This window comes from Kiloniella sp., assembly GCF_048259265.1.
GTDB lineage: Bacteria > Pseudomonadota > Alphaproteobacteria > Kiloniellales > Kiloniellaceae > Kiloniella.
Window position 1 is genome coordinate 384,002 of the sequence record NZ_JBLXHT010000003.1, and the last position, 21,529, is coordinate 405,530.

General features: G+C 44.7%; 26 protein-coding genes and 1 tRNA gene. 17 read left to right on the forward strand and 10 right to left on the reverse strand.

The features are described 5' to 3' along the window. Positions 1-19: 19 nt before the first annotated feature. Positions 20-256: a DUF1127 domain-containing protein gene (locus ACN0QW_RS07830; protein ID WP_417430299.1), complete on the reverse strand. Its 237-nt coding sequence runs from the start codon at positions 254-256 to the stop codon at positions 20-22. 142 nt (positions 257-398) lie between these two features. Between ACN0QW_RS07830 and ACN0QW_RS07835 the strand changes: the two genes are divergently transcribed. The 3 genes from ACN0QW_RS07835 to ACN0QW_RS07845 all read left to right on the forward strand — a co-directional run bounded on the left by ACN0QW_RS07835 (position 399) and on the right by ACN0QW_RS07845 (position 2,561). Further along, a complete protein-coding gene (locus ACN0QW_RS07835; RefSeq protein ID WP_417430301.1) occupies positions 399-1,400 on the forward strand; it encodes a transcriptional regulator GcvA in 1,002 nt (333 codons plus the stop codon). 431 nt (positions 1,401-1,831) lie between these two features. Next, positions 1,832-1,902, forward strand: a tRNA-OTHER gene (locus tag ACN0QW_RS07840). 134 nt (positions 1,903-2,036) lie between these two features. Beyond that, complete coding sequence (locus tag ACN0QW_RS07845; RefSeq protein ID WP_417430303.1) at positions 2,037-2,561, forward strand: gamma-glutamylcyclotransferase family protein; 525 nt, start codon at positions 2,037-2,039, stop codon at positions 2,559-2,561. Positions 2,562-2,617: 56 nt separating this feature from the next. Here the strand turns inward: ACN0QW_RS07845 and ACN0QW_RS07850 are convergent, their stop codons facing one another. The 3 genes from ACN0QW_RS07850 to ACN0QW_RS07860 form a co-directional block, all read right to left on the reverse strand. Next, a complete protein-coding gene (locus tag ACN0QW_RS07850) occupies positions 2,618-2,953 on the reverse strand; it encodes a PilZ domain-containing protein (protein ID WP_299377654.1) in 336 nt (111 codons plus the stop codon). Positions 2,954-3,212: 259 nt separating this feature from the next. Then, positions 3,213-3,938, reverse strand: coding sequence for a competence/damage-inducible protein A (locus tag ACN0QW_RS07855; RefSeq protein ID WP_417430305.1), 726 nt, complete (start codon positions 3,936-3,938; stop codon positions 3,213-3,215). A 44-nt stretch (positions 3,939-3,982) separates the two neighbouring features. Then, the gene (locus ACN0QW_RS07860) at positions 3,983-4,432 is read right to left on the reverse strand and encodes a YtoQ family protein (RefSeq protein WP_417430307.1); all 450 of its coding nucleotides are present in this window, start codon (positions 4,430-4,432) and stop codon (positions 3,983-3,985) included. A gap of 197 nt (positions 4,433-4,629) precedes the next feature. Here ACN0QW_RS07860 and ACN0QW_RS07865 point away from each other — a divergent pair, with 197 nt between their 5' ends. Beyond that, entirely contained in the window at positions 4,630-4,998 is a 369-nt protein-coding gene (locus ACN0QW_RS07865) for a DUF2946 family protein (RefSeq protein WP_417430309.1), read from the forward strand. A 150-nt stretch (positions 4,999-5,148) separates the two neighbouring features. After that, positions 5,149-6,579, forward strand: a complete 1,431-nt coding sequence (locus ACN0QW_RS07870; protein WP_417430311.1) for a PepSY-associated TM helix domain-containing protein — start codon at positions 5,149-5,151, stop codon at positions 6,577-6,579. 75 nt (positions 6,580-6,654) lie between these two features. Here the strand turns inward: ACN0QW_RS07870 and ACN0QW_RS07875 are convergent, their stop codons facing one another. Together ACN0QW_RS07875 and ACN0QW_RS07880 are read right to left on the reverse strand one after the other, a co-directional pair. Then, positions 6,655-7,899, reverse strand: a complete 1,245-nt coding sequence (locus ACN0QW_RS07875; protein ID WP_417430313.1) for an MFS transporter — start codon at positions 7,897-7,899, stop codon at positions 6,655-6,657. Between the two features lie 155 nt (positions 7,900-8,054). Next, positions 8,055-8,684: a hypothetical protein gene (locus ACN0QW_RS07880; RefSeq protein WP_417430315.1), complete on the reverse strand. Its 630-nt coding sequence runs from the start codon at positions 8,682-8,684 to the stop codon at positions 8,055-8,057. 262 nt (positions 8,685-8,946) lie between these two features. Between ACN0QW_RS07880 and sfsA the strand changes: the two genes are divergently transcribed. The 3 genes from sfsA (at position 8,947) to radC (ending at position 11,277) form a co-directional block, all read left to right on the forward strand. Further along, on the forward strand, positions 8,947-9,648 hold the full coding sequence (sfsA, locus tag ACN0QW_RS07885) for a DNA/RNA nuclease SfsA (protein ID WP_417430317.1): 702 nt from the start codon (positions 8,947-8,949) through the stop codon (positions 9,646-9,648). An 80-nt stretch (positions 9,649-9,728) separates the two neighbouring features. Next, positions 9,729-10,538: a type I methionyl aminopeptidase gene (map, locus tag ACN0QW_RS07890; RefSeq protein WP_417430319.1), complete on the forward strand. Its 810-nt coding sequence runs from the start codon at positions 9,729-9,731 to the stop codon at positions 10,536-10,538. Positions 10,539-10,593: 55 nt separating this feature from the next. Then, positions 10,594-11,277: a RadC family protein gene (radC, locus tag ACN0QW_RS07895; protein WP_417430320.1), complete on the forward strand. Its 684-nt coding sequence runs from the start codon at positions 10,594-10,596 to the stop codon at positions 11,275-11,277. 69 nt (positions 11,278-11,346) lie between these two features. Here radC and ACN0QW_RS07900 read toward each other — a convergent pair whose 3' ends face one another. Beyond that, positions 11,347-12,087 carry a hypothetical protein gene (locus ACN0QW_RS07900; RefSeq protein WP_417430322.1) on the reverse strand — a complete coding sequence of 247 codons (741 nt, stop codon included), beginning with the start codon at positions 12,085-12,087 and terminating at the stop codon, positions 11,347-11,349. A 277-nt stretch (positions 12,088-12,364) separates the two neighbouring features. On the opposite strand from ACN0QW_RS07900, the gene purB reads away from it, so the two are divergent. Next, positions 12,365-13,756, forward strand: coding sequence for an adenylosuccinate lyase (gene purB, locus ACN0QW_RS07905; RefSeq protein WP_299377403.1), 1,392 nt, complete (start codon positions 12,365-12,367; stop codon positions 13,754-13,756). Positions 13,757-13,841: 85 nt separating this feature from the next. On the opposite strand, the gene ACN0QW_RS07910 is transcribed toward purB, so the two are convergent. Further along, on the reverse strand, positions 13,842-14,162 hold the full coding sequence (locus ACN0QW_RS07910; protein ID WP_417430324.1) for an ATPase inhibitor subunit zeta: 321 nt from the start codon (positions 14,160-14,162) through the stop codon (positions 13,842-13,844). A gap of 189 nt (positions 14,163-14,351) precedes the next feature. Beyond that, positions 14,352-14,669, reverse strand: a complete 318-nt coding sequence (locus tag ACN0QW_RS07915) for a DUF1476 domain-containing protein (protein ID WP_299377399.1) — start codon at positions 14,667-14,669, stop codon at positions 14,352-14,354. Between the two features lie 197 nt (positions 14,670-14,866). On the opposite strand from ACN0QW_RS07915, the gene ACN0QW_RS07920 reads away from it, so the two are divergent. From ACN0QW_RS07920 to ACN0QW_RS07955, 8 genes are all read left to right on the forward strand, one after another. After that, entirely contained in the window at positions 14,867-15,622 is a 756-nt protein-coding gene (locus ACN0QW_RS07920; protein ID WP_417430327.1) for an NRDE family protein, read from the forward strand. Between the two features lie 207 nt (positions 15,623-15,829). Then, on the forward strand, positions 15,830-16,138 hold the full coding sequence (locus ACN0QW_RS07925; protein ID WP_417430329.1) for a hypothetical protein: 309 nt from the start codon (positions 15,830-15,832) through the stop codon (positions 16,136-16,138). 117 nt (positions 16,139-16,255) lie between these two features. Next, a complete protein-coding gene (gene purS / locus ACN0QW_RS07930) occupies positions 16,256-16,498 on the forward strand; it encodes a phosphoribosylformylglycinamidine synthase subunit PurS (protein ID WP_299377393.1) in 243 nt (80 codons plus the stop codon). 88 nt (positions 16,499-16,586) lie between these two features. After that, on the forward strand, positions 16,587-17,276 hold the full coding sequence (gene purQ, locus ACN0QW_RS07935) for a phosphoribosylformylglycinamidine synthase subunit PurQ (protein ID WP_417430331.1): 690 nt from the start codon (positions 16,587-16,589) through the stop codon (positions 17,274-17,276). 12 nt (positions 17,277-17,288) lie between these two features. After that, positions 17,289-19,478 (forward strand): phosphoribosylformylglycinamidine synthase subunit PurL, encoded by a 2,190-nt coding sequence (purL, locus tag ACN0QW_RS07940; RefSeq protein WP_417430333.1) that lies wholly within the window; start codon positions 17,289-17,291, stop codon positions 19,476-19,478. Positions 19,479-19,642: 164 nt separating this feature from the next. Beyond that, on the forward strand, positions 19,643-19,879 hold the full coding sequence (locus ACN0QW_RS07945; protein ID WP_417430335.1) for a BolA family protein: 237 nt from the start codon (positions 19,643-19,645) through the stop codon (positions 19,877-19,879). A 39-nt stretch (positions 19,880-19,918) separates the two neighbouring features. After that, positions 19,919-20,260, forward strand: a complete 342-nt coding sequence (gene grxD, locus ACN0QW_RS07950; protein ID WP_085904255.1) for a Grx4 family monothiol glutaredoxin — start codon at positions 19,919-19,921, stop codon at positions 20,258-20,260. A 98-nt stretch (positions 20,261-20,358) separates the two neighbouring features. Continuing rightward, positions 20,359-20,688, forward strand: a complete 330-nt coding sequence (locus ACN0QW_RS07955; RefSeq protein ID WP_417430338.1) for a hypothetical protein — start codon at positions 20,359-20,361, stop codon at positions 20,686-20,688. A gap of 149 nt (positions 20,689-20,837) precedes the next feature. Here ACN0QW_RS07955 and rpsD read toward each other — a convergent pair whose 3' ends face one another. Next, complete coding sequence (rpsD, locus tag ACN0QW_RS07960) at positions 20,838-21,455, reverse strand: 30S ribosomal protein S4 (protein WP_047765689.1); 618 nt, start codon at positions 21,453-21,455, stop codon at positions 20,838-20,840. Between the last annotated feature and the right edge of the window lie 74 nt (positions 21,456-21,529).

Genomic DNA, 21,529 nt, shown 5'->3' on the forward strand with positions numbered 1-21,529 from the left:
GTCGGGGCAGGGTAATTTTTTAGCTAACCCAGAAAGGCTTTGCTGCTTCACGGTAGGCAGCCTGAGCCGTAATTCCCATATCCTGTAACAGATGGGCATCGGCATCACGAAGGCTGGCACGTTCATTTAAACGCTCTTGCCATGTAACCAACTTCTGGATGACGCTCGCAATTGGGGCCTTCAAAAAAGATACATCCTGCTTGCTCTTTTGCAACAGACCAAAAGTATAGGTTTTGTGCATTGTTACATTTGCCATAACAGTTCTCCTTATCCGAAATAATATGCCTCAACGGGCAATTGTTCTCTGTGTTCTTTAATACAGCTAAATTATGACCGTTTGATTCCAATCTCAAACGATGATATTTCATATATCGGATTAGATTTTATAATGTGAATTCATGCTTAGACCTCTCCCACCTCTTAATGCCTTGCGCGCGTTCGAAGCAGCAGCCAGACAACTCTCCTTTACCAAAGCCGCACAAGAGCTTTTTGTGACGCAAGCAGCTGTCAGCCACCAGATCAAATCACTCGAAGACCATTTGGGCATTCAACTTTTCCGCCGAATGAACCGCCGCCTAATCCTTACTGATGAGGCGCAGATTCTGTTACCCGCTGTCAGTGAAGCTTTCGACATTATTAAATCAACTACGCAGAAACTTTATGATGGTGGGGATCGTGGCACCCTTAAAGTCTCTGTCATGCCTTCTTTTGCCGCAAAATGGCTATTACCACGGCTGCCAAAATTTCGCCGAAAGCACCCTGAAATCGACATCCTTGTTTCGGCAACCATTACAAAAAGTAATTTCTCTCGCGATGATGTGGATTTGGCAATCCGATTTGGCGCAGGGCAATATCCCGGCTGCCGCGTTGATAAAATGATGGAAGACGAGAGTCTTGTTGTCTGTAGCCCTCACCTTCTCAAAGGATCACTACCTTTACGCACACCCCATGACCTGAAGTATCACACGCTACTTCATGACGATGTCGGCGAAGAGCCCTTTGCCGTTAACTGGCGGCGATGGTTGCATATTGCCGGTGTTACAGATATCGACCCGGATAAGGGCCCAGGTTACAATGATTCCAGCTTAATCTTGCAGGCAGCGATAGAAGGACAAGGTATCGCGTTGGGCCGCACATCACTTACTTATGACGACCTAAAAGCAGGCCGATTAGTTTGCCCCTTTGGCCCCAGAACCCCCTCAACCTATCAATACTACGTTGTCACCCCGCAAAGCACGTCAGAGATTACCAAAATCAAGGTTTTCCGGGAATGGCTGCTTGAAGAAGCCACGGCTGATGACTTTGTACCCAATGTACAGATCGACCTAGATAGAGCGAAAGAAAGAGGAGAAATTGGCACCGATCATGTCACCCCCAATAAAAACGAACAAAGCCGATAGTACTTCTAATTTATGTTTCAGAATCATATCCTTGCTCATTTAAGTGAAGGCATACTCCATTTCAGAAAAATCAAAAAAATTTTAAAAACCTAAAAACGAATCATTGACACAAAGCTGCTTTCGGGCGAGAGATTTCCCCACAGAGTGTCCTAGACAACACGTGCGGACGTGGTGGAATTGGTAGACACGACGGACTTAAAAAATTGAGTGCCTTTGGGGAAACCCAGAGAGTAGAACTGCTCAAATTCGGGGAAAGCTTAAATCGCAAGATAATGCCAATCCCGAGCCAAGCCCAAGACTTGAAAAAGATTTGGGAAGGTGTAGAGACTAGACGGGCAGCACCTACGACAAGGATCAGTGAGTTAGGCCTTGTTATGGTGAAGGGATAGTCCAGACCACAAACGCGCGGTGTTTACACCAAAGGCGTGGCAGCGAAAGCTGTAGATGGTATGAAAATCCGTTGGCTTCGGCCGTGCGGGTTCAAGTCCCGCCGTCCGCACCACTCTTCTTTTTTTAAGAAGAGACCGTTGCTAGAACATGATTTTGCTCTCCTTTGAAATTTTGCTTTGTTTCATTCCTTCAAAGAGAGCTTTATTAAACACAAATCTCCAGAACACCAGAACGCCGAGCTTCAAGATGCATGACAACACCTTACCACTTTTCTTCTTTGGCTCGCTGATGGATCAAGATGTCCTTGAAATTGTTTTGGGCAAAAAGATTGACGTTCAAAACCTCAAGCAAGGCGTACTCCTCGGGTATCAATGCGAAAAGGAAGCAAAAGAAAGCTATCCTGTACTCATCCCAAGCCCCGGAAAGCAGGCAACCGTGCTGATCGCAGGGTCTCTATCGACAACAGATATCGACCGTATTCTTTTTTATGAGACAGGCGAGTATGACCTTGTTCGCTTCAATTTGTTAATCGACGAAAAAGAAATTACAGCCCTGGGCTTTGCAACAGGCGATGGCATCGCATCATCGGGTGAGCGTTGGCATCTGAATGTCTGGCAAACGAAAGACAAAGCGGCGTTTTTACCCCTAGCTGAACGCTTTATGGAAGCATACGGGACAATGCCTCTACCGGAAGCTCTCATTTTTTGGGATCAACTCGTTGTGGAATTAGACCAAGACAAAATGGCCACGAGTTCTTCGATAGCAAGCTAACAAAAAAGCTCTTCGCAATACGAAGAGCTTTTTTAATCACGGTCCGTTGTTAACGGTTAACTATGCAACACCCGCATGTCATCGCTATTAAGAAAACCGGACAACCGTTCTGCTATTTTTTCAGGTGAATTTCTAAATTTTAATCCAACCTGAAGCCCGTGACGCCACATTACTTCACCGCCAAAATGAACAGACCCCGGCAGAATAAGCGTAACTTCACTATTCAACGGAACAGTGTCTGCAAGTTGTACTTTGACGCCAGTAACTGACACATCCACAACCTCACAGCTCGTAGATAGCTCTGGACCAAACTTTAAGCTCCCGCTCAACGCGGCCCCAATACGCGCTTTACCGCGACGCTCTTCTACACTTGCCTTTAATGCATCTTGCATTTCTATCGATCCCCCGTCGACTTCATTGCATTTCCATAAAATCCCATATAATTCAAAATGAACCAAGTATGGAAAAATTACAAGAGAATAAACAAACCAAAGGCAAATAGCTTAATAATATTGATGCATTTAAAGTAATATTTATGGTTAATATGCTTAAGTATAATTCGGGGTAAGGTCCTTTTATTCTTCTTTATAACTGCCGACAAAACCACTTATGCTCAATACTACAAAGAAAAGTCGCCATCACTTCGGCAAGTCACGTATAGCTGTTAAGAACAACATCAACGTCTTTTTCACATTGCATCAATAAATCTTCATTTGTTGATCGCATTACAATGCGCACCCCCGTACCTCCTCGTCCCATAAATGGATAGCTACCGACATCAACATCAGGGTATTTTTTCTGAATATCACCAAGGTCTTTGGCAATTTCCCCCTCCTTAGCATGAGACGTCAAAGTCCGTGAAATCATGGGTTTGCCCCCCGTTAGCCCCGGCGATAATTTTGAAAACATGGATTGCATAATCTTCGGGACGCCAGCCATAACAAAAACATTTTCGATCTGGTATCCCGGCGCAACAGAGATATCATTTTCAATGAGGCTGGCCCCTTGAGGTACATGTGCCATACGCAGGCGTGCTTCAGTTAACTGATCTTCGCCATAAAAAGCTAGCATAGCTTTATGTGCATCGGGATGAAGGATCAAAGGAACATCAAAAGCATCTGCAACACACTGCGATGTTATGTCATCATGTGTAGGACCAATACCACCTGTCGTAAAAACATAATCAAAAGCACTTCGCACCTCATTTACCGTGTGCATTATACGCTCTGGAATATCAGGGACAATTCTGGCCTCTTCCATTCTGATCCCGATTTCATTCAGCTTTTCACCAAGAAAAGAAAGATTTGAATCCTGAGTTCTTCCCGAAAGAATTTCATTCCCAATGATGACCAGACATGCCGTGTATATACGTTCCATAGTATTGCTTAAGCTCTCTTCGTTACAATCAACAAGTTATTGGATCAAAGTTCCCCTCGGATTACATATTTTAAAACCTTCACAACTTCTTCGGGCGTTCTGGTCACAGCAAGCGCCGCAGCATCAACTTCTTTCAAAGCATGTTGGTGGTCCGGTCCGTGCATGATGATCAACGGCTTTCCCAGTGCAGATGCGTATCCCGCATCAAAAGCTGCGTTCCATTGTTTATATTTCTCGCCAAAGCAAACAACAACGACATCGGATTTTTCTATGAGCGTACGGGTGCGAATTGCGTTTACTTTTGCACCTTTATGATCATGCCAGAATTTATCATCTTCTGCCCCGAGGATAGCGACACCGCAATCATCAGAAGATGCGTGGTCGGTTACAGGCGCAGAGATTTCCACAGGCAAGTTTAACTCTTGTACCTGTTGTTCAATCTCTTCACGCCAATTTGTATGAATTTCACCCGATAAATATATCTTCCAGATCATAACAGTTTTAATCCTTACAACAAATAAAATGGTAAATAATTAAGAGATAAAATTGTACCCAGAAAACCAGTACAAAACCCTTTGTAGGCTACAAAGAATGCACCATAGGAACAACAACCTTCTCTAAATTGCGATAAATTTAACATTGTCCAGTCACCTAAATCTTGACTATAAGCAGAATAACCAAGGGACTATCAATGAACTGGCAACCAGCTACAGCAATCAGAAAAACAGTAAAGCTTGTGCTTTTACTACAGTTCCTTGCTGTCTCATTGATTCCACAAGGGATGATGACCAGTTTTGCGGGCGATACTCTTACCCTGGTTATCTGCACCCCCGAAGGCATTAAAGAAATATCAGTTCCCGCAGAAGAAAAAAAAGAGGTTAAAAGCGGATCAAACTGTGCGTTTTCGCTCCATGCCGATCAGCATCTAGCCACGTTCAACAAACCAGTAGAACTCGCCGTATTATCAAAAGCATCTACGAACAGAATTTCAGACCGCCATTTAGCAGAACTTCAAAGACATCTGGCCTATGGGTCACGGGCACCGCCTATCTTCTCCTAAGTAATAAATTTATCAACAGTTGACTATGGAGCAACACGCATAAGAGCTGTTGTGCAAAAGGCACTTCATAAGCTTTTTCTTATGAACCTCTCCAAGCGTTAACACTCAAGAATAATTATCTCGTACAATGAGAATACTCAGGAGTTTGTCATGTCAAATATGACAGCAGATAACCCGTCCATGAACGATCATGGCACAGACGTTTCATCCACAACACTATCTCAAAAATTCTATCGCGCCGCCTGGCGTTGGCATTTTTACGCGGGCCTATATGTCATACCATTTCTTCTGGTACTTGCCGTAACTGGTTTGATCATGGTGTATTTCAATTCCATTGAAACCCGTTTCGGTGAAAAGCTTTATGTAACACCACAAGCGGAAATGGTGCTACCGACAGAGCAACTCAAAGCAGTTTCTAACGCCTACCCGAACAGTGTTATTGCTCAATATATGCCGCCCCCCGCAGCCGATCGTACCAGCCTTTTCACCATCAAGCTTGATGGTGAAAAAACAATCGTTTCCGTCGACCCTTATACAGCCCAAATTGTTGGGTCAGTGGAAAAAGATTCTACCTGGTTCTATTTTGCCAGTGACATTCATGCCAGCCTATTAATTGGTGATCTTGGTGATCGTCTGATCGAAATTGCCGCAGGCCTAACCATCCTCCTGATTGCAACAGGACTATATTTATGGTGGCCACGTGATGGCAAAGGATTGAGGCGTGCCCTTGTTCCTGATCTTACAGAAAAGGGGCGTACTTTCTGGAAAGAGCTTCATGTATCCATTGGCTTCTATATTTCAATTATCTTATTTTTCTTCCTGATTTCCGGCTTATCCTGGGCAGGCGTATGGGGTGGAAAATTTGTACAGCCATGGAGTACATTTCCAGCCGAAAAATGGGACAACGTTCCTCTTTCTGATGAAGTTCACGGCATGATGAATGACGGGGCAGTCAAAGAAATTCCCTGGGGATTAGAATTGACTAAAATGCCATTGTCCGGTTCGGACGCGGGGACAGTAGGCATTCCAGAAGGATACGCAATCAACTTGAATTCTATGGTTGTTCTGGCCCGTGGTATTGGCTTTGACACACAATTCCGTATCAATCTCCCCGGGTCACCAACCGGTGTTTACACTATATCTGCAGACTCTATGGACGGGGATACAGATACACCAACCGGCGACAGAACTGTCCATGTTGATCAATACAGTGGCAAGGTCCTTGGCGAAGTCGGATATGAGGATTACTCCCTGATGGCGAAATCAATGGCTGTTGGCATTGCCCTTCATCAAGGTGACATGGGATGGTGGAACTCAGTCCTTAACGCCCTGTTTTGTCTTTCTGTGATCTTTCTGTGTATCAGCGGTATTGTTATGTGGTGGATCCGTCGCCCCAAAGGTGCTGGAAGACTCGTTGCTCCTCCCCTTCCTCAAAACCTACCACTCTGGAAAGGGGCAGTGTTTATCATGCTCCTTCTCTCTCTGGCTTTTCCTTTGGTGGGGCTTACTCTTCTTGGAGTACTTGCAATAGATCTCTTGGTTCTCTCGCAACTACCTTTCATGAAACGTGCTTTTAACTAAAGCCAAAACAGCGAAGGGAGGCTCTTGAGCCTCCCTTTTCTTTAATCTACCCAGACGTTACCAACGCTCATGTTCTTAGGCAAACTTCCTTCTGGCCAAAAACTGTCTTTGCGCGCACCGAAGACAAAATGTTGCAAACACGCACCATACAATGCACCCGAGCACGACAACTTCGGGCGAGACATCCCTATCAAATAGCCACCCAAAAAGAGCGGGAGATAGAGCAGAAGCGAGAACAGACACAGACATCGCCATTGCCCTTATCGCCCCAATATGTCTTGTTCCATAAACTTCGGCCCAAATTGCGCTTGTCACTGTAGATCCAAAGCCAACTGAAATTCCAATAAAGCTCATGAACAATGTCGCCGCATAGAGGTCTTGAAATAACCCTAGGAACAGTAACCCAATCAGGAAAACAGGGATATGGACAACCAACAATCTCAACGCACCAAAACGATCTACTAAGGCCCCCGCCATAACAGCACTAATAGTAATCATCACAGCGTAGACCGTGAAATTTCCGGCGAACCATGCCATTGACCAGCCTTTACTCGTGACGATATGAATTTGATGAAAAAAGATACCTGTCACAATAAAGGCCAATGTTCCCAGGCCAGGCAACATTAAATAGAACCCTTTGTCCCTCAGAACATCGCGACGAGACCACTGTTTATGATCATCACTTCCAGCAGACGCCAAAGCCTGACTTTTAATCTGCTCGTTCATGCGCGCATCACGCTCACTGTGCCCGCGCAAGAGAAGAAAAACCAAAGGCATAAGGATGAGGCCTAAAAAGCCAGCATTCAAAATCCAGGCATCTCGCCAGTCCAACAAACTCAGCATCCAGATTGTCAGTAAAGGTAAGCTCGCCTCGCCAAGGGAAAGACCTAATGATGCTATCGAAATAGCACGCCCTCTATTGTCGTGAAAATAACGTGCCATCGCGGTTACAGATATGTGACTCATAAGCCCTTGACCACACAATCGAACCAGAAAGAAAATAGGGAAGATCAAATATGGCAATCCAGATGGTATAAAAGCCAAAGCCAAAGTAGCTGTGCATAACCCCAAGATCACCAAATAGCTATACGCCCGTAAATCCATATGGTCGATCTGCTTGCCAAACCAAATCACTGCGAACCCATTAATCAATGTCGCAGAAGAATAGAAGGCACCAAAATCACCGTGGGACAAATTCAGATCGGTTCGAATTTCTTCACTGAACAAAGAAACATAGAACGTCTGACCAAAGCTGGATGCAAAAGCCACCACAAAGCCAAAGGCCAAGAACCGGGCATTGGTCAAAATAAAATTGAACATGGGTTACGCCCATAAATAAGGGATAATGATGATCAGAAGAGAAGATGTCAGAATGAAGACGACAGTCTGAGAATAACCGGAATTAGCGGGGTAACAAGATCTTATTATTTAAGATGAAGCAAAACCAACACCTACAATCACATCATCAAATACCTTTAACGCTGATAGTACCCTTTTGTCTTCATGCAGCGGTTAAAGTGAATAGCCTGCCTTTTTTTAACGTCTTTCTTATCAATACTCTGACGAAGGTTTAAAATGGATGATGTTCCCCCTCCGTGACTGTCCCCAAAACTGCCTCCGCGATCATCTTCAATTCGTGCATCGTGCGCGACAAGACCTTTTGCATAATAATGACAGGAAGCGACATCATTTTCATAATCAACTTCTGTTTTCGGCGTTTCAGCAGAATACAGCTTGCCATCAGGCGCCTTAATAATCGGTTGTCCTTGTGCCGGGGTTTGATCCGGAGCTTGTGCAGGCATAGAGGATGGTTCTGCAGAACCATAAGGATAACTGTTCGTTACGGGTTGATCACTGATACTCAGACCACCATCTGTTTCATTCACAGTCCCGGTAACATTCTGATTGATAACTTCGTTTGAATTTCCACTCGGCGAATTTCCACTGAGCGAATTTCCACTGGGTGGGATTGCCAATGTCGAAGGTGCCGATGTATAGGTTTTCGTCTGTTTTTCGGGCGCCGCTTGTTCACTCTTCCCACCAAATGCACACCCTGAAAGCAGAATAGCAAGAGCAGAAGCAGTAAAAACAAAACGGCAATTCATAAAAATTCTCCCGATAAATTGGTGAGCAATAAGATAGGTAAGTAAACACCTGCGTTTTAACAGGTTTGGCTCAAATAATAAAAGCGAACAAAAGTTAACAACAACTTGTACTGGCTTCCAGATCTTTGGCAAGTGTTATAAATGGCACTTGAGGATCTTTTAAGAAAGTTCAACCTATCTTATAGATCATATGTGAGTTCTTTATTAATTCCCCTTGCTATAAAAAGCAGTATCCCATTACGGTCGTTCAAAAGAGGATCTTATGAAATTTGACGCACCTTTAATCCCCGGAAAACTGATTAAAAGATATAAACGCTTTTTAGCTGACGTAGAGCTGACGGACGGTACAATTGTGACCGCACACACCACGAATACAGGCTCAATGCTCGGTCTGATTGAAGCAGGTTCACCTGTTTGGCTTTCAGAATCAGACAATCCTAAACGAAAATTGAAATATACTTGGGAAATCGGTGCGGCAGGAGAAACTGCCGTGGGCGTTAATACATCTGTTCCCAACAAACTTGTAGTCCAAGAAATATCTGCTGGAAATATTCCGCGTCTCACTGGATACACTGCAATCAAACGAGAAGTTAAATATGGTCAAAATTCTCGTATAGATGTTTTCTTACAAGCAGAAGACAAAGCCGATTGCTATGTGGAAATCAAATCAGTTACCTTAAGTAGAGCATCCGGTGTGGCGGAATTTCCAGATGCTGTCTCTGCAAGAGGCACAAAACATCTGCAAGAGCTAGGGGACATGGTACAAGAAGGACATAGAGCCGTCATGTTCTACCTTGTACAAAGAAGTGACTGCACTGTACTTGCTCCCGCTAAGGATATTGACCCTGTTTATGCTGATGCTTTGAAAGTCGCAATGACACGTGGCGTTGAAGTTATCATCTATAGTTGTGATGTTACGCCAGAAGGAATTCACTTGGATAAGGCGCTTGAGCTAGGTATATAAACATTAAATATCGTAACACTGAAGACAGTTCGTAAATGATAGACGTAACTGTAAGGCACACTAGAAATGGAAGAAATAACGTGATCGACAATCTGACACGTGAAGAACGACAATTTGTAACCTATACAGAAGAAGACTTTGCCGGAATGCGCAAAGCCGGGCGATTGGCTGCAGAAACCTTGGACTTCATCACACCATACGTACAACCAGGTGTGTCCACAGGAAAGCTGAATGATCTTTGTCATGAGTTTATTACATCTCATAACGCGATCCCTGCGCCACTGAATTACAAAGGCTTCCCAAAATCAATCTGTACATCTGTCAACCATGTTGTCTGTCACGGCATTCCTGGCGAAGACAAGATTTTGCGTGATGGTGATAGCCTAAACATAGATGTAACGGTTATTTTGGACGAATGGCATGGCGATACCAGCCGCATGTTTTTTGCCGGAAAACCAAACGTCAAAAGCAAGCGTCTGAGTGAAGTAACCTACGAATGTCTGCTGCGTGGGATTGAAGTGGTCAAGCCCGGCGCTACGCTTGGCGACATTGGGCATGCAATACAAACCTATGCCGAAGAAAACCGCTTTTCTGTGGTCGAAGATTTTTGTGGTCACGGCATTGGCCGCAGCTTCCACACACCGCCCAGCATCTTACATTATGGGCAAGCCGGAAAAGGTGCCCGTTTGTTAGAGGGCATGATCTTCACCATCGAGCCCATGATCAATGGGGGCAAATACGCCGTCAAAGTTCTCAATGATGGCTGGACAGCCGTAACGAAGGACAAATCTCTTTCAATGCAGTACGAGCACACATTAGGTGTAACCGCCGATGGATGCGAAATTTTCACACTCTCTCCCAAAGGTTGGCATAAACCGCCTTACGATTAAGCCTTCTTAAATTTGGATACACACCCTATAAATCTGGATACACTCAGGCATTGGTTTGAAAACAGAAAAACCACATTATCATGGTCATCGCGATAGGCTACGTCAGCGCCTGCTGGAAAAGGGTGCTGAAAGCCTTGCTGATTATGAGGTGCTTGAGCTCCTTCTTTTTGGCGTTAATCCACGGGGCGACACCAAACCTCTGGCAAAGAAACTCATTGAAACTTTCGGGTCTTTAGCCGAAGTCTTTTCGGCGTCACCTGAAGAGCTCAAAAAAGTTACTGGTGTAGGTGATGCAGCCGCGTCACTGCTAAAGCTAATTCCCGAAGCGGCCCGCCGCTTAACAAAAGATGCCATTCTTGATCATCCCGTGATTGATACATGGGACCGCCTTATCGAATATTGCAAAATCGTTATGGCGCGGGAAAAAATAGAACAGTTTCGATTGCTTTTTCTAGATCGGAAAAATCGTCTTATTACTGATGAAATTCAGCAAAAAGGTACAATTGATCACACCCCGGTCTATCCACGGGAAGTTGTTAAGCGTGCTTTGGAACTAAATGCCTCTGCCCTGATCATGGTCCACAATCACCCCAGCGGCGACCCCTCCCCATCACAAGCAGATATCACTATGACAAAAGAAGTCAAAGAAATCTGTGGCAAGCTTGGGATCGAACTACATGATCATCTCATCATCAGCAAAACGGGGAACAGCAGCTTTCGCCATCTTGGGATTCTGTAAAAAAGTGCTATCTTCCTAATATAAAGAGGCCACCTTTCGGCAGCCTCTTTTAGGATATAATGGATCGTTTTATTGCGACTTAACCTGACGCAACCGATACCAAAAAGAGAATAGATAGAAGAACAAGAAACAAGCGACATAAAACTCGCTAAGCTCGTTCAAATCCATATCAAAATACATAAGCTCATCAAGCCGGGTCCATTTCTGAAACAATTGCCTCAGAACACGACTAACAAGACAGTAGATTGTCACAGGTAAACCAACAATAGTTGGGAATAGCCAGTAAAGCGCGCTGCCCATTGCTGGTTTGGTCATATATCCAAACTTGATAATAAGCGGAATAACAATCGTTCCAATCGCCATGCCAACCATGATAATCGATTTTATTGTTGTATCATGACCATTGAGCGTATTGTGGAAATTAGTCTCGTTATGGTCATTAATGGCCGCCAAGCTTTCGGGCGTTTCCCACTGGAACCAATGCTGCCCCCAACTCGCTTCTTCGCCCGCAGCAATAAAGACTGCTATCGTAGAAAGCATCAACCAATAACCGAGGTATTTTGACGGCAGAGCATCACGCATACGCCAAGCAAGGAAGCCAAAAATAACCGCTGGCACCAACATAACAAACGCAGCATTCTCAACGATACCACGCCGTTCGCTCTCAATATAGTATTCGTACTCTGCCCAATCTGGAAAAATCGTACGACCAATAACCATGACCGCGACCATCAATAATGGCAGCCACTGCCAATAAAGCTTGGAAAAGTCAGTTAGATTATCAGCATTTTTTACTGAATTTTGTGTCACATCCGCCTCAATGAATTTTTCATTAAATTTTATCGTCGAGGGCTATAACACAAGAAACGAGCTGTTGAAAGACAGAGACACAAAGACAAAGGGTTGTATGTAAAATGGAAAAATCACTTCTGTTTGTTAACAAAACTATCTTCACAGAAGGAAAGCACCCTATAAAATAACTATAACAGTTGACAGACGCTAACAACTTCGCTTGTTTCACCCTGAGATTGTTGGCAGTAAAAGCTAGCCATACCTTTGTGCACTTTCCAAAAGGAACAAAAGCACCATGATCCCGCGTTATAGTCGCCCAGAAATGACTTCAATCTGGGAAGCAGAAAACAAGTTTCGTATCTGGTTTGAAATTGAAGCACATGCTTGCGACGCCCAAGCATCTCTGGGCGTTATCCCTAAAGAAGCAGCCGCCGTTATTTGGAAAAAAGGTCAAATACCTTACACTCCTGAACGCATCGCTCGTATTGATGAAATTGAAGCCGAAGTTAAACACGACGTTATCGCATTTCTGACAGAGCTAGCTGAGAACGTTGGTGAAGAATCCAGATTTGTGCACCAAGGCATGACATCCTCAGATGTGTTGGATACTTGCTTGTCTGTTCAGATGTCACAAGCTGCTGATATTTTGCTTGCTGATGTGGATCGCTTGCTCGCCGCACTGGAAAAGCGTGCCAAAGAAACTAAGCACATGGCTTGTATTGGTCGTTCCCACGGCATCCATGCCGAACCTGTAACCATGGGGCTTAAATTTGCCCGTTTCTATGCCGAAATGGACCGAAACAAAAAACGCCTGCAACAAGCCCGTGAAGAAATTGCAACCTGTGCAATTTCCGGTGCTGTAGGTACCTTTGCGAATGTTGATCCATCCGTAGAAGAACACGTTGCCGATAAAATGGGTTTGACGCCCGAGCCAATTTCGACACAGGTCATCCCCCGTGATCGTCATGCAAATTACTTTGCTGTTCTGGGGATCATCGCTTCTTCGGTCGAAAACGTTGCAACTGAAATCCGTCACCTGCAACGCACTGAAGTTCGCGAAGCACAGGAATATTTTGCGCCGGGTCAAAAAGGCTCTTCTGCAATGCCGCACAAACGCAACCCAATTCTGACAGAAAACCTGACCGGATTGGCGCGTATTGTTCGTTCCGCAGTTACACCTGCCCTGGAAAACGTCGCCCTATGGCACGAGCGTGATATTTCACACTCTTCTGTTGAACGCATGATCGGCCCAGATGCGACTGTAACACTTGATTTTGCTCTAAATCGCTTGGCCGGCACGATCGAAAAACTTGTAGTCTATCCGCAAAACATGCTCGATCATATGAACAACTTTGGTGGTATCCACGATGCCCAGCGTGTTTTGCTTTACCTCACACAGAACGACATCAGCCGTGAAGATGCTTATCGCATTGTTCAACGCAATGCCATGCGGGTTTGGAAAAGCTATGGCATTGATCCAGATAATCCAGATTCACCAGCTGAGCTCGATGCTGTAGAAAAAGAAGCACAGGAACACGACAACCGTTTCTTCTTCTTTATGTCTAAAGACGAAGGTTTAATGGAGATTCTAAGCGTTGAAAAACTCAGCAAACTTCTTGATGAAGATTCCATCAGCTACCACACCAAAAATGTTGATCGTATTTTCGAGCGCATTTTCGGGAAGTGATTTAGCTTCACGAACGGTATATCCTTGAACAAGAGAGCCCCTGTTTTTGGGGCTCTCTTTATATTATATAAGCCCTTGAAATCGTCTATTCGTTTTTCACCAGCTCTATAGCCTGCTGCATAAATTCTTGAATCTGCCTTTCGATACGATGTTCAGATTTGTGCACACCGTGACGATTAAAATCATCGACGACCTTAACCTGCAACCGATCGCGCCCCGTGTCGTTGATATGCAACTGAACTAACTCTTCTGCATATTTTTCGATATAGCTCCTAGAGAATTCCATTAATTCACCAGCCCAAAGCCCGACCAATCTATTCCGGCGTATTTTAGCTTTAAAGAGAATATCCTGCTCATGCTTAAACTTGTTTTCATGAGCTTCTTTCAATTCCTGCAATACATCCATATTTACATTTCCCTGAAAGATACTGAAATACTTCTGTATCGTTCAGTATAAACGCAACTTAATAACCAAAAGTTTATTCGCAAAGCCTCAAGCCACTTATCAAGCAATATGATTTAAAACCAAAAAAGGAGCCTTCTCTAGAAAGCTCCTTTTAACGTAATCATAAAAAAACGAGGCTAATTGCGATTATTAGCTCATCATCTGTTTTTTGGCTTCTTCCATCAATTCAGCCATCTGACGCTCTAACTGATGAACTGATTTATCTACATTACGGCTCTGGAAATCTTTGAGAACCTTTTGTTTAACGTCCTCTTCACCAGGCTCAATCAAGTCTGCTTTGACAACAGTCTTTGCATATTCTTCCGCAGCATCCCCGGTGAGACCCATCAAATCAGCAGCCCAAAGCCCAAGAAGCTTGTTACGACGTGCTTCTGTTTTGAACCGCAATTCTTCATCGTGCTGGTATTTGTCTTCAAATGCCTTTTCGCGGTCACTAATATTAGTCATAGAACAAAGACTCCTTGCCTGAACTTAATTGTCATTCTTGAATTTAAAACTTGTCGGTTATTCAGTACGAAATCAGTTTGCAAAATAACTGAAAGCCATTCATCGAACCATCTGTTATATATTTTGTCATAACGCTTCTCTTCTGCAAGGGAAACCCTTTAATTATATCAATATAATTACATTTTATAGCAGGATTCATGTGTACCGTTACCCTTCTCTCTCGCCCAGGTCATAAATGGCCGCTTTTATTTGCAGGCAATCGCGACGAAATGAATGATCGTCCTTGGCTTCCCCCAAAACGTCATTGGGATGACCGCCCAGAAACTATTGCAGGCTTGGATGAACTTGCCGGGGGCACTTGGTTGGGAGTAAATGATTACGGCCTCATATCATGTGTTTTAAATCGTCGAGGAAGCCTCGGCATGAAAGAAGACAAACGGAGTAGAGGCGAACTGGTTCTAGAAGCTCTAGATCACGCTGATTCTTATGATGCTGCCATAGCGCTTGCCGATTTAAATACAGCAGCTTACAGAAGCTTTAATCTTATTATTGCAGATTATAAAAAAGCTTTCTGGTTACGAAATGATACAGAAAATGGTCCGGGGATGGTCGAAGTTTTCCCCATTCCCAAGGGTATTTTTATGATCACAGCTGGCGATGGCAACGACGCCAGTCCACGTATCATTTCCCATAGACAGGATTTTGAGAATTCCATTCCTGATGTCGATGCAAATGACTGGTCGGGATGGAAGGAAATTTTAGCCCGTAAAAATTGCGATCCCAAAAAGGCAATGACAGTGCAAACCCAAACAGGGTTTGAAACAGGTTCATCCTCTCTCATTGCCTTAGCCAACCCAGAGATCACGACAAAATTCGGGACTCCGGAAAAAACAAAATGGTGGTTTGCCAATGGCAAGCCCGGTGATGTTCCTTTTGAAGAAGTACAGATATAAAATTCATTTCATCAGTTCAAACTGATAAACACGAAAAATACAAATTCAACAACTTAAAAAAACAAGATAAATAAATCAGAATGATCTGTAATATTAAGCAGTTAATACTGCTGAAACAGAAAGAGCTTATTTCCAACAAATTCTATCTGGCTGAGAAAGCCAAAGTGGGATTGTCTTCTATAGCGTAGGCTGCTATATGGACCGCGAATGTATAAGGTTGGAAACAGAAATTCATCCTTTGTTATCTCTTTACGGGTAGAAACCCAAGGGACTGAGAAAATGCCAGGCAAGCCATTTTACAAAGGCAAACCATTGGCCTCTTTAACGGGCACATTACACTATTGCCTGTCATCCGCACCTATTGGCGCAGGGTCAGTTCTGTCACATCTGCCCATAAACGGTTTCCATAAAACTTTGACGACTTTTTCTCTGAAAACTAGACCAGCAATGATACAAGCGTTTGTTCTGATCTTGTGTATGTCGTCACGTAAAACTGTGAACGAAATCTGGGCCTAAAGGCCCATTGTAGCGGGGGCCTTTAAAAGGTCCCCAAGTTGTTTAAACGAAAGTCGCTAATCAGTTAGTCGAAATACCTACCGACGACGGTTCGCAACTGAATAATGGAGAATACGGGTGAAAGCGCGCATCCATGTCACTCTGAAAAACGGAGTCCTAGACCCCCAGGGCAAAGCAATCGAACACACACTAGGCTCTTTGGGCTTTGATGGTGTTAACGAAGCACGTCAGGGAAAATTCATCGAACTCGATATCGCAGAAACCGATGAAGTTAAAGCACGCGAAACCGTTACAGCCATGTGCGAAAAGCTTTTGGCAAACACTGTGATCGAAAACTATTCCATCGATCTGGAACAGTAAGTTTGTGCTTTGCAGAAATCTATTTCTGCAATCACAACTAAAGATCTGTAATGGCTTACTGTAATTTCAAACTACGAGGAACTTGCCAATGAAAGCGGCGGTTATCGTTTTCCCAGGATCCAACTGTGACCGAGATATTCAGGTTGCATTGCGTCAATCCATGGGATCAGAACCCCAGATGGTCTGGCATAAAGATGCCGACTTTGATGATGTTGATCTAATTTGCCTTCCCGGCGGGTTTTCCTATGGCGATTATCTTCGCTGTGGCGCCATGTCAGCGAAATCACCCGTTATGAAAGAAGTTGTTACCCGTGCGAACAAAGGGGTTCCTGTTCTCGGTATCTGTAATGGCTTTCAGATTCTGACAGAATGTGGCCTGGTCCCAGGCGCGCTCATGCGTAACAGCAATCTAAAATTTGTCTGTAGGGATCTTCACCTAAAAGTAGAACGTAACGACACCGTTTTCACACAGCACTATCAGGCCGGGCAAAATATCCGTATTCCTGTTGCGCATCACGATGGAAACTACTTCGTAGATTCAGAAGGCCTAAAAGCCTTGGAAGACAATGGACAAGTTGCCTTCCGTTATAGCGCAGAAGACGGCAGTGTTAATGATGACAGCAACCCGAACGGCTCCCTTAATAATATTGCCGGTGTGTACAATGCCAAAGGCAATGTTCTTGGCATGATGCCGCACCCTGAACGTCGTTGCGAAGATGTCCTTGGCGGTACAGATGGACGCCCCATGTTTGATAGCCTGGTTGCGGCACTTTCATAAGGTGATAGAAAAATGAGTGAAATTACCCCTGAAATCGTCGCTGAACACGGGATCAACGAAGAAGAGTACGCCCTTGTTCTCGAAATTATGGGTCGCGAACCCAACCTTCTCGAACTTGGCATCTTTTCGGTTATGTGGTCCGAGCACTGTTCCTACAAATCATCAAAAAAATGGCTTAAAACGCTTCCAACCGAGGGTCCCCAAGTCATTATGGGCCCAGGTGAAAACGCCGGTGTTATTGATATTGGCGACGGCAATGCTGCCATTTTCAAAATGGAAAGCCACAACCACCCAAGCTTTATCGAACCTTACCAAGGTGCAGCTACAGGTGTCGGTGGTATCCTGCGTGATGTCTTCACCATGGGTGCCCGCCCAATTGCCAACGTAAACGCGCTGCGTTTTGGTGAGCCTGATCACCCAAAAACACGCCATCTCGTTTCTGGTGTTGTCGCTGGTGTTGGTGGCTATGGTAACTGCGTCGGCGTGCCGACAGTCGCAGGTGAAGTAGAATTTGATCCTTCTTATAACGGTAACATCCTCGTAAACGCCATGACCGTTGGTCTGGCAAAGGCAGACCGTATCTTCACTGCCCAGGCATCTGGTATAGGGAACCCCGTTGTTTATGTCGGCTCTAAAACAGGTCGTGACGGCATCCACGGGGCGACAATGGCTTCGGCTGAATTTGATGATGCGTCTGATGAAAAGCGGCCTACAGTACAGGTCGGCGATCCTTTCACAGAAAAGCTGTTGATTGAAGCCTGTCTGGAACTCATGCAAACGGATGCGATCGTTGCTATTCAGGATATGGGGGCTGCTGGGCTGACATCTTCTTCTTTTGAGATGGCTTCTTCTGGCGACATGGGCGTTGAGCTTAATTTGGATCAGGTTCCACAGCGCGAAGAAGGCATGACTCCTTATGAGATGATGCTGTCCGAAAGTCAGGAACGCATGCTGATCATCCTCAAGCCAGGGAAAGAAGATCTCGCACGTTCTATCATGGAAAAATGGGACCTCGATTTTGCTGTCATTGGCACGCTGACAGATAGCAAGCGTATGGTTCTGAAATTCCACGGAGATATCGTTGGTGATCTTCCGATCAAACCATTGGCGCATCATTCCCCAGAATATGATCGTCCGTGGGTGCCAACACCAGATTCCAAAGATGTACTGGCAAACGATATCAAAGAAGCAACCGACACAACGGATGCTTTGAAGACTTTGATGAGCTCTCCGAACATGTCCAGCCGTCGCTGGGTGTGGGAACAATACGATCACATGGTAATGGGCGATACGATCCAACGCCCAGGTGGTGACGCTGGTGTTGTTCGTGTTCACGGTACTAATCGTGCTCTTGCTGTGACTTCTGACTGTACGCCGCGTTATTGCAAAGCGAACCCGGTTCGCGGTGGCGCACAAGCCGTGGCAGAAACCTACCGCAACATTACCGCGGTTGGTGCGACGCCTTTGGCTATTACCGATAATATGAATTTTGGTAACCCGGAGCGTCCTGAAATTATGGGACAGTTTGTTGGTTGTATCGAGGGTATGCGAGACGCTTGTCTGGCTCTGGATTACCCCGTCGTATCCGGAAACGTGTCCCTTTACAACGAGACCAACGGCAAAGGTATTCTACCAACGCCGGTTATCGGTGGTGTCGGCTTACTTAAAGATTCTGATAAAACTGCCACTGTTACTTTTGGATCAGAAAACGAAAGCCTCGTTCTTATCGGAGACTCAATCGGGCATATAGGCATGTCCATATACCTTGATGTCATCGAAGGACGTCGTGAAGGGAATGCCCCGGTTGTTGATCTTGCTGCCGAACGTAAAAACGGTGATTTTGTCAGATCTCAGATTGAAGGTGGTTTTGTAGAAAGCTGTCACGATCTCTCTGACGGTGGCCTTGCCGCAGCAATTGCAGATATGGCCATAGCCTCAAACATGGGTGCCGAAGTCATAAAACCTGCTAACGTTGAGATACCAACGACAGCATGGTTATTTGGTGAAGATCAGGGACGTTACCTGATTTCTATCGGTGATGCCGAAAGCTTGCTCGAAGCAGCCGAAGAAGCTGGTGTTTCAGCTGTTGTTGTTGGACGTACAGGCGGCAATGACTTGACGCTACCGGGTGGAAGCACCATATCCGTTGCAGAGCTTCGTGCATGTAACGAAGCATGGATGCCGAACTATATGGCTGGATAGTCTAATCTATCCTTCGAAAAGAAATTTTGACGCAGGAGAGGATTAAACATACCTCTCCTGTAGATCTTTTCGAACAAGCTTTGTAGTGTGGTATCTGAAAAGGGTTGAGAATCCAAAACAAGGTCTCAATCTGAACCGGAGAAATGAGAACAAGGACAGTATTTATGCCGATGAACCCTGCAGAGATCGAAGCACTGATTCGGGAAGCACTGCCCGAAGCAGATGTAACCATTGAAGATCTTCGTGGCGATGGTGATCACTATGCAGCTTACGTCGTTTCGCCTGCCTTTGAAGGAAAAACCCGCGTGCAACAGCACCAAATGGTTTATCAAGCCCTTCAAGGACGCATGGGCAATGAGTTACACGCGCTGGCTTTACAGACCTCTGCCCCGCAGAACTAAGCCCACCTATTAAATTAATACGATCAAGGAATAGACCCTATGGATAACGTTGTCGCTGAACGCATTCGTCAGGAAGTAAATGAAAACGACGTTGTACTTTTCATGAAAGGAACACCTGTATTTCCACAATGTGGGTTTTCCGCAACTTCTGCCCAAATCCTCACTCATCTCGGCGTAAAATTTACTGGTATTGACGTTCTTCAAGACCCAAGCATTCGCCAAGGTATTAAAGATTTTAGTAACTGGCCGACTATTCCACAGCTTTACGTCAAAGGTGAATTCGTTGGCGGCTGTGATATTCTTCGCGAAATGTTCCAGACCGGTGAGCTGCAACAGTTCTTCAAAGACAAAGGGTTAGAAACTCAAGAACAAGCTTCTTAACCTTCACTGACAATCGAAAGAGGCCGCTTTATGCGGCCTTTTTTTGTCCCAAACAAATCAAATTATTATTGAATTAATTCTCCAAGAGAATGAATAGCATGACGAAACCAAGATTCCTTACACAGCTGTTCACAATTTCCAGCTTTCTCTTTTTATCTATTGATAACTCAGTATCTGCTAGTTCAATAAATCCTTATCCTGAAGAAATTAAAGAAGTTCTCGCTAAATATAAAATTGACGAAAGCAAGATTACGTCGCAAAGAACTATTAGGGATTTTCGTAACAAGCGCAGAATATTTGGGTACGATACCTATATTCGTTTTGAAGACTGCAAAGGTTATTTGCAAATTGTTCAGCATCGTTTTGGGCGCGTGGACCGAATTTACACCAGAGGCGAATGTAAATTTCCTCGCATCGAAAGCTTTTAAGTTTTAAATCTTTGGTCAAAAGCACAGAGGCTTAAAACAGTCGAGACAATACGAATTACGGAAATAAAAAAGGTTGCCAGCAAAGCTGACAACCTTTTTTGATAACCATTTGATGCCACCGAAAATCGTTGGCAGAATTTTCGTCCCGATTAGCGGGAGTAAAATTCGATGATTAGGTTTGGTTCCATCTGAACTGGATATGGAATATCAGCAAGTTCAGGAACGCGAACGAAAGTAGCTTTCATCGCTTTCAGATCGGAATTTACATATTCTGGAACTTCACGCTCAACAGATTCGACAGCTTCCAGAACCATTGGGATCTGACGGCTTTTCTCTTTAACTTCGATCACATCGCCTTCTTTAACAAGATAAGAAGGAATGTTCACTTTTTTGCCGTTTACAGTTACGTGACCGTGGTTCACGAACTGACGCGCAGCAAATACAGTTGGTACGAATTTCGCGCGGTAAACAACAGCGTCCAGACGGCTTTCAAGGATACCCACAAGGTTTTGACCTGTGTCACCTTTACGACGGTTAGCTTCTGCGAAGTAACGACGGAACTGTTTTTCACCGATGTTACCGTAGTAACCTTTGAGCTTCTGTTTGGCCATAAGCTGTGTACCAAAGTCAGAAGTCTTACCTTTGCGGCGTTGGCCATGCTGACCTGGGCCGTAGTCACGACGGTTTAGGGGGCTTTTTGGGCGACCCCAAAGATTCACGCCAAGACGGCGATTAATCTTATATTTAGCAGCAATACGCTTGGACATTTCTGTATCCTATATATTAAGTTTGGTGTCCCGGTAGTTCCAATTAAGGACGGGGAACAGGCCTTGGGCCGCCC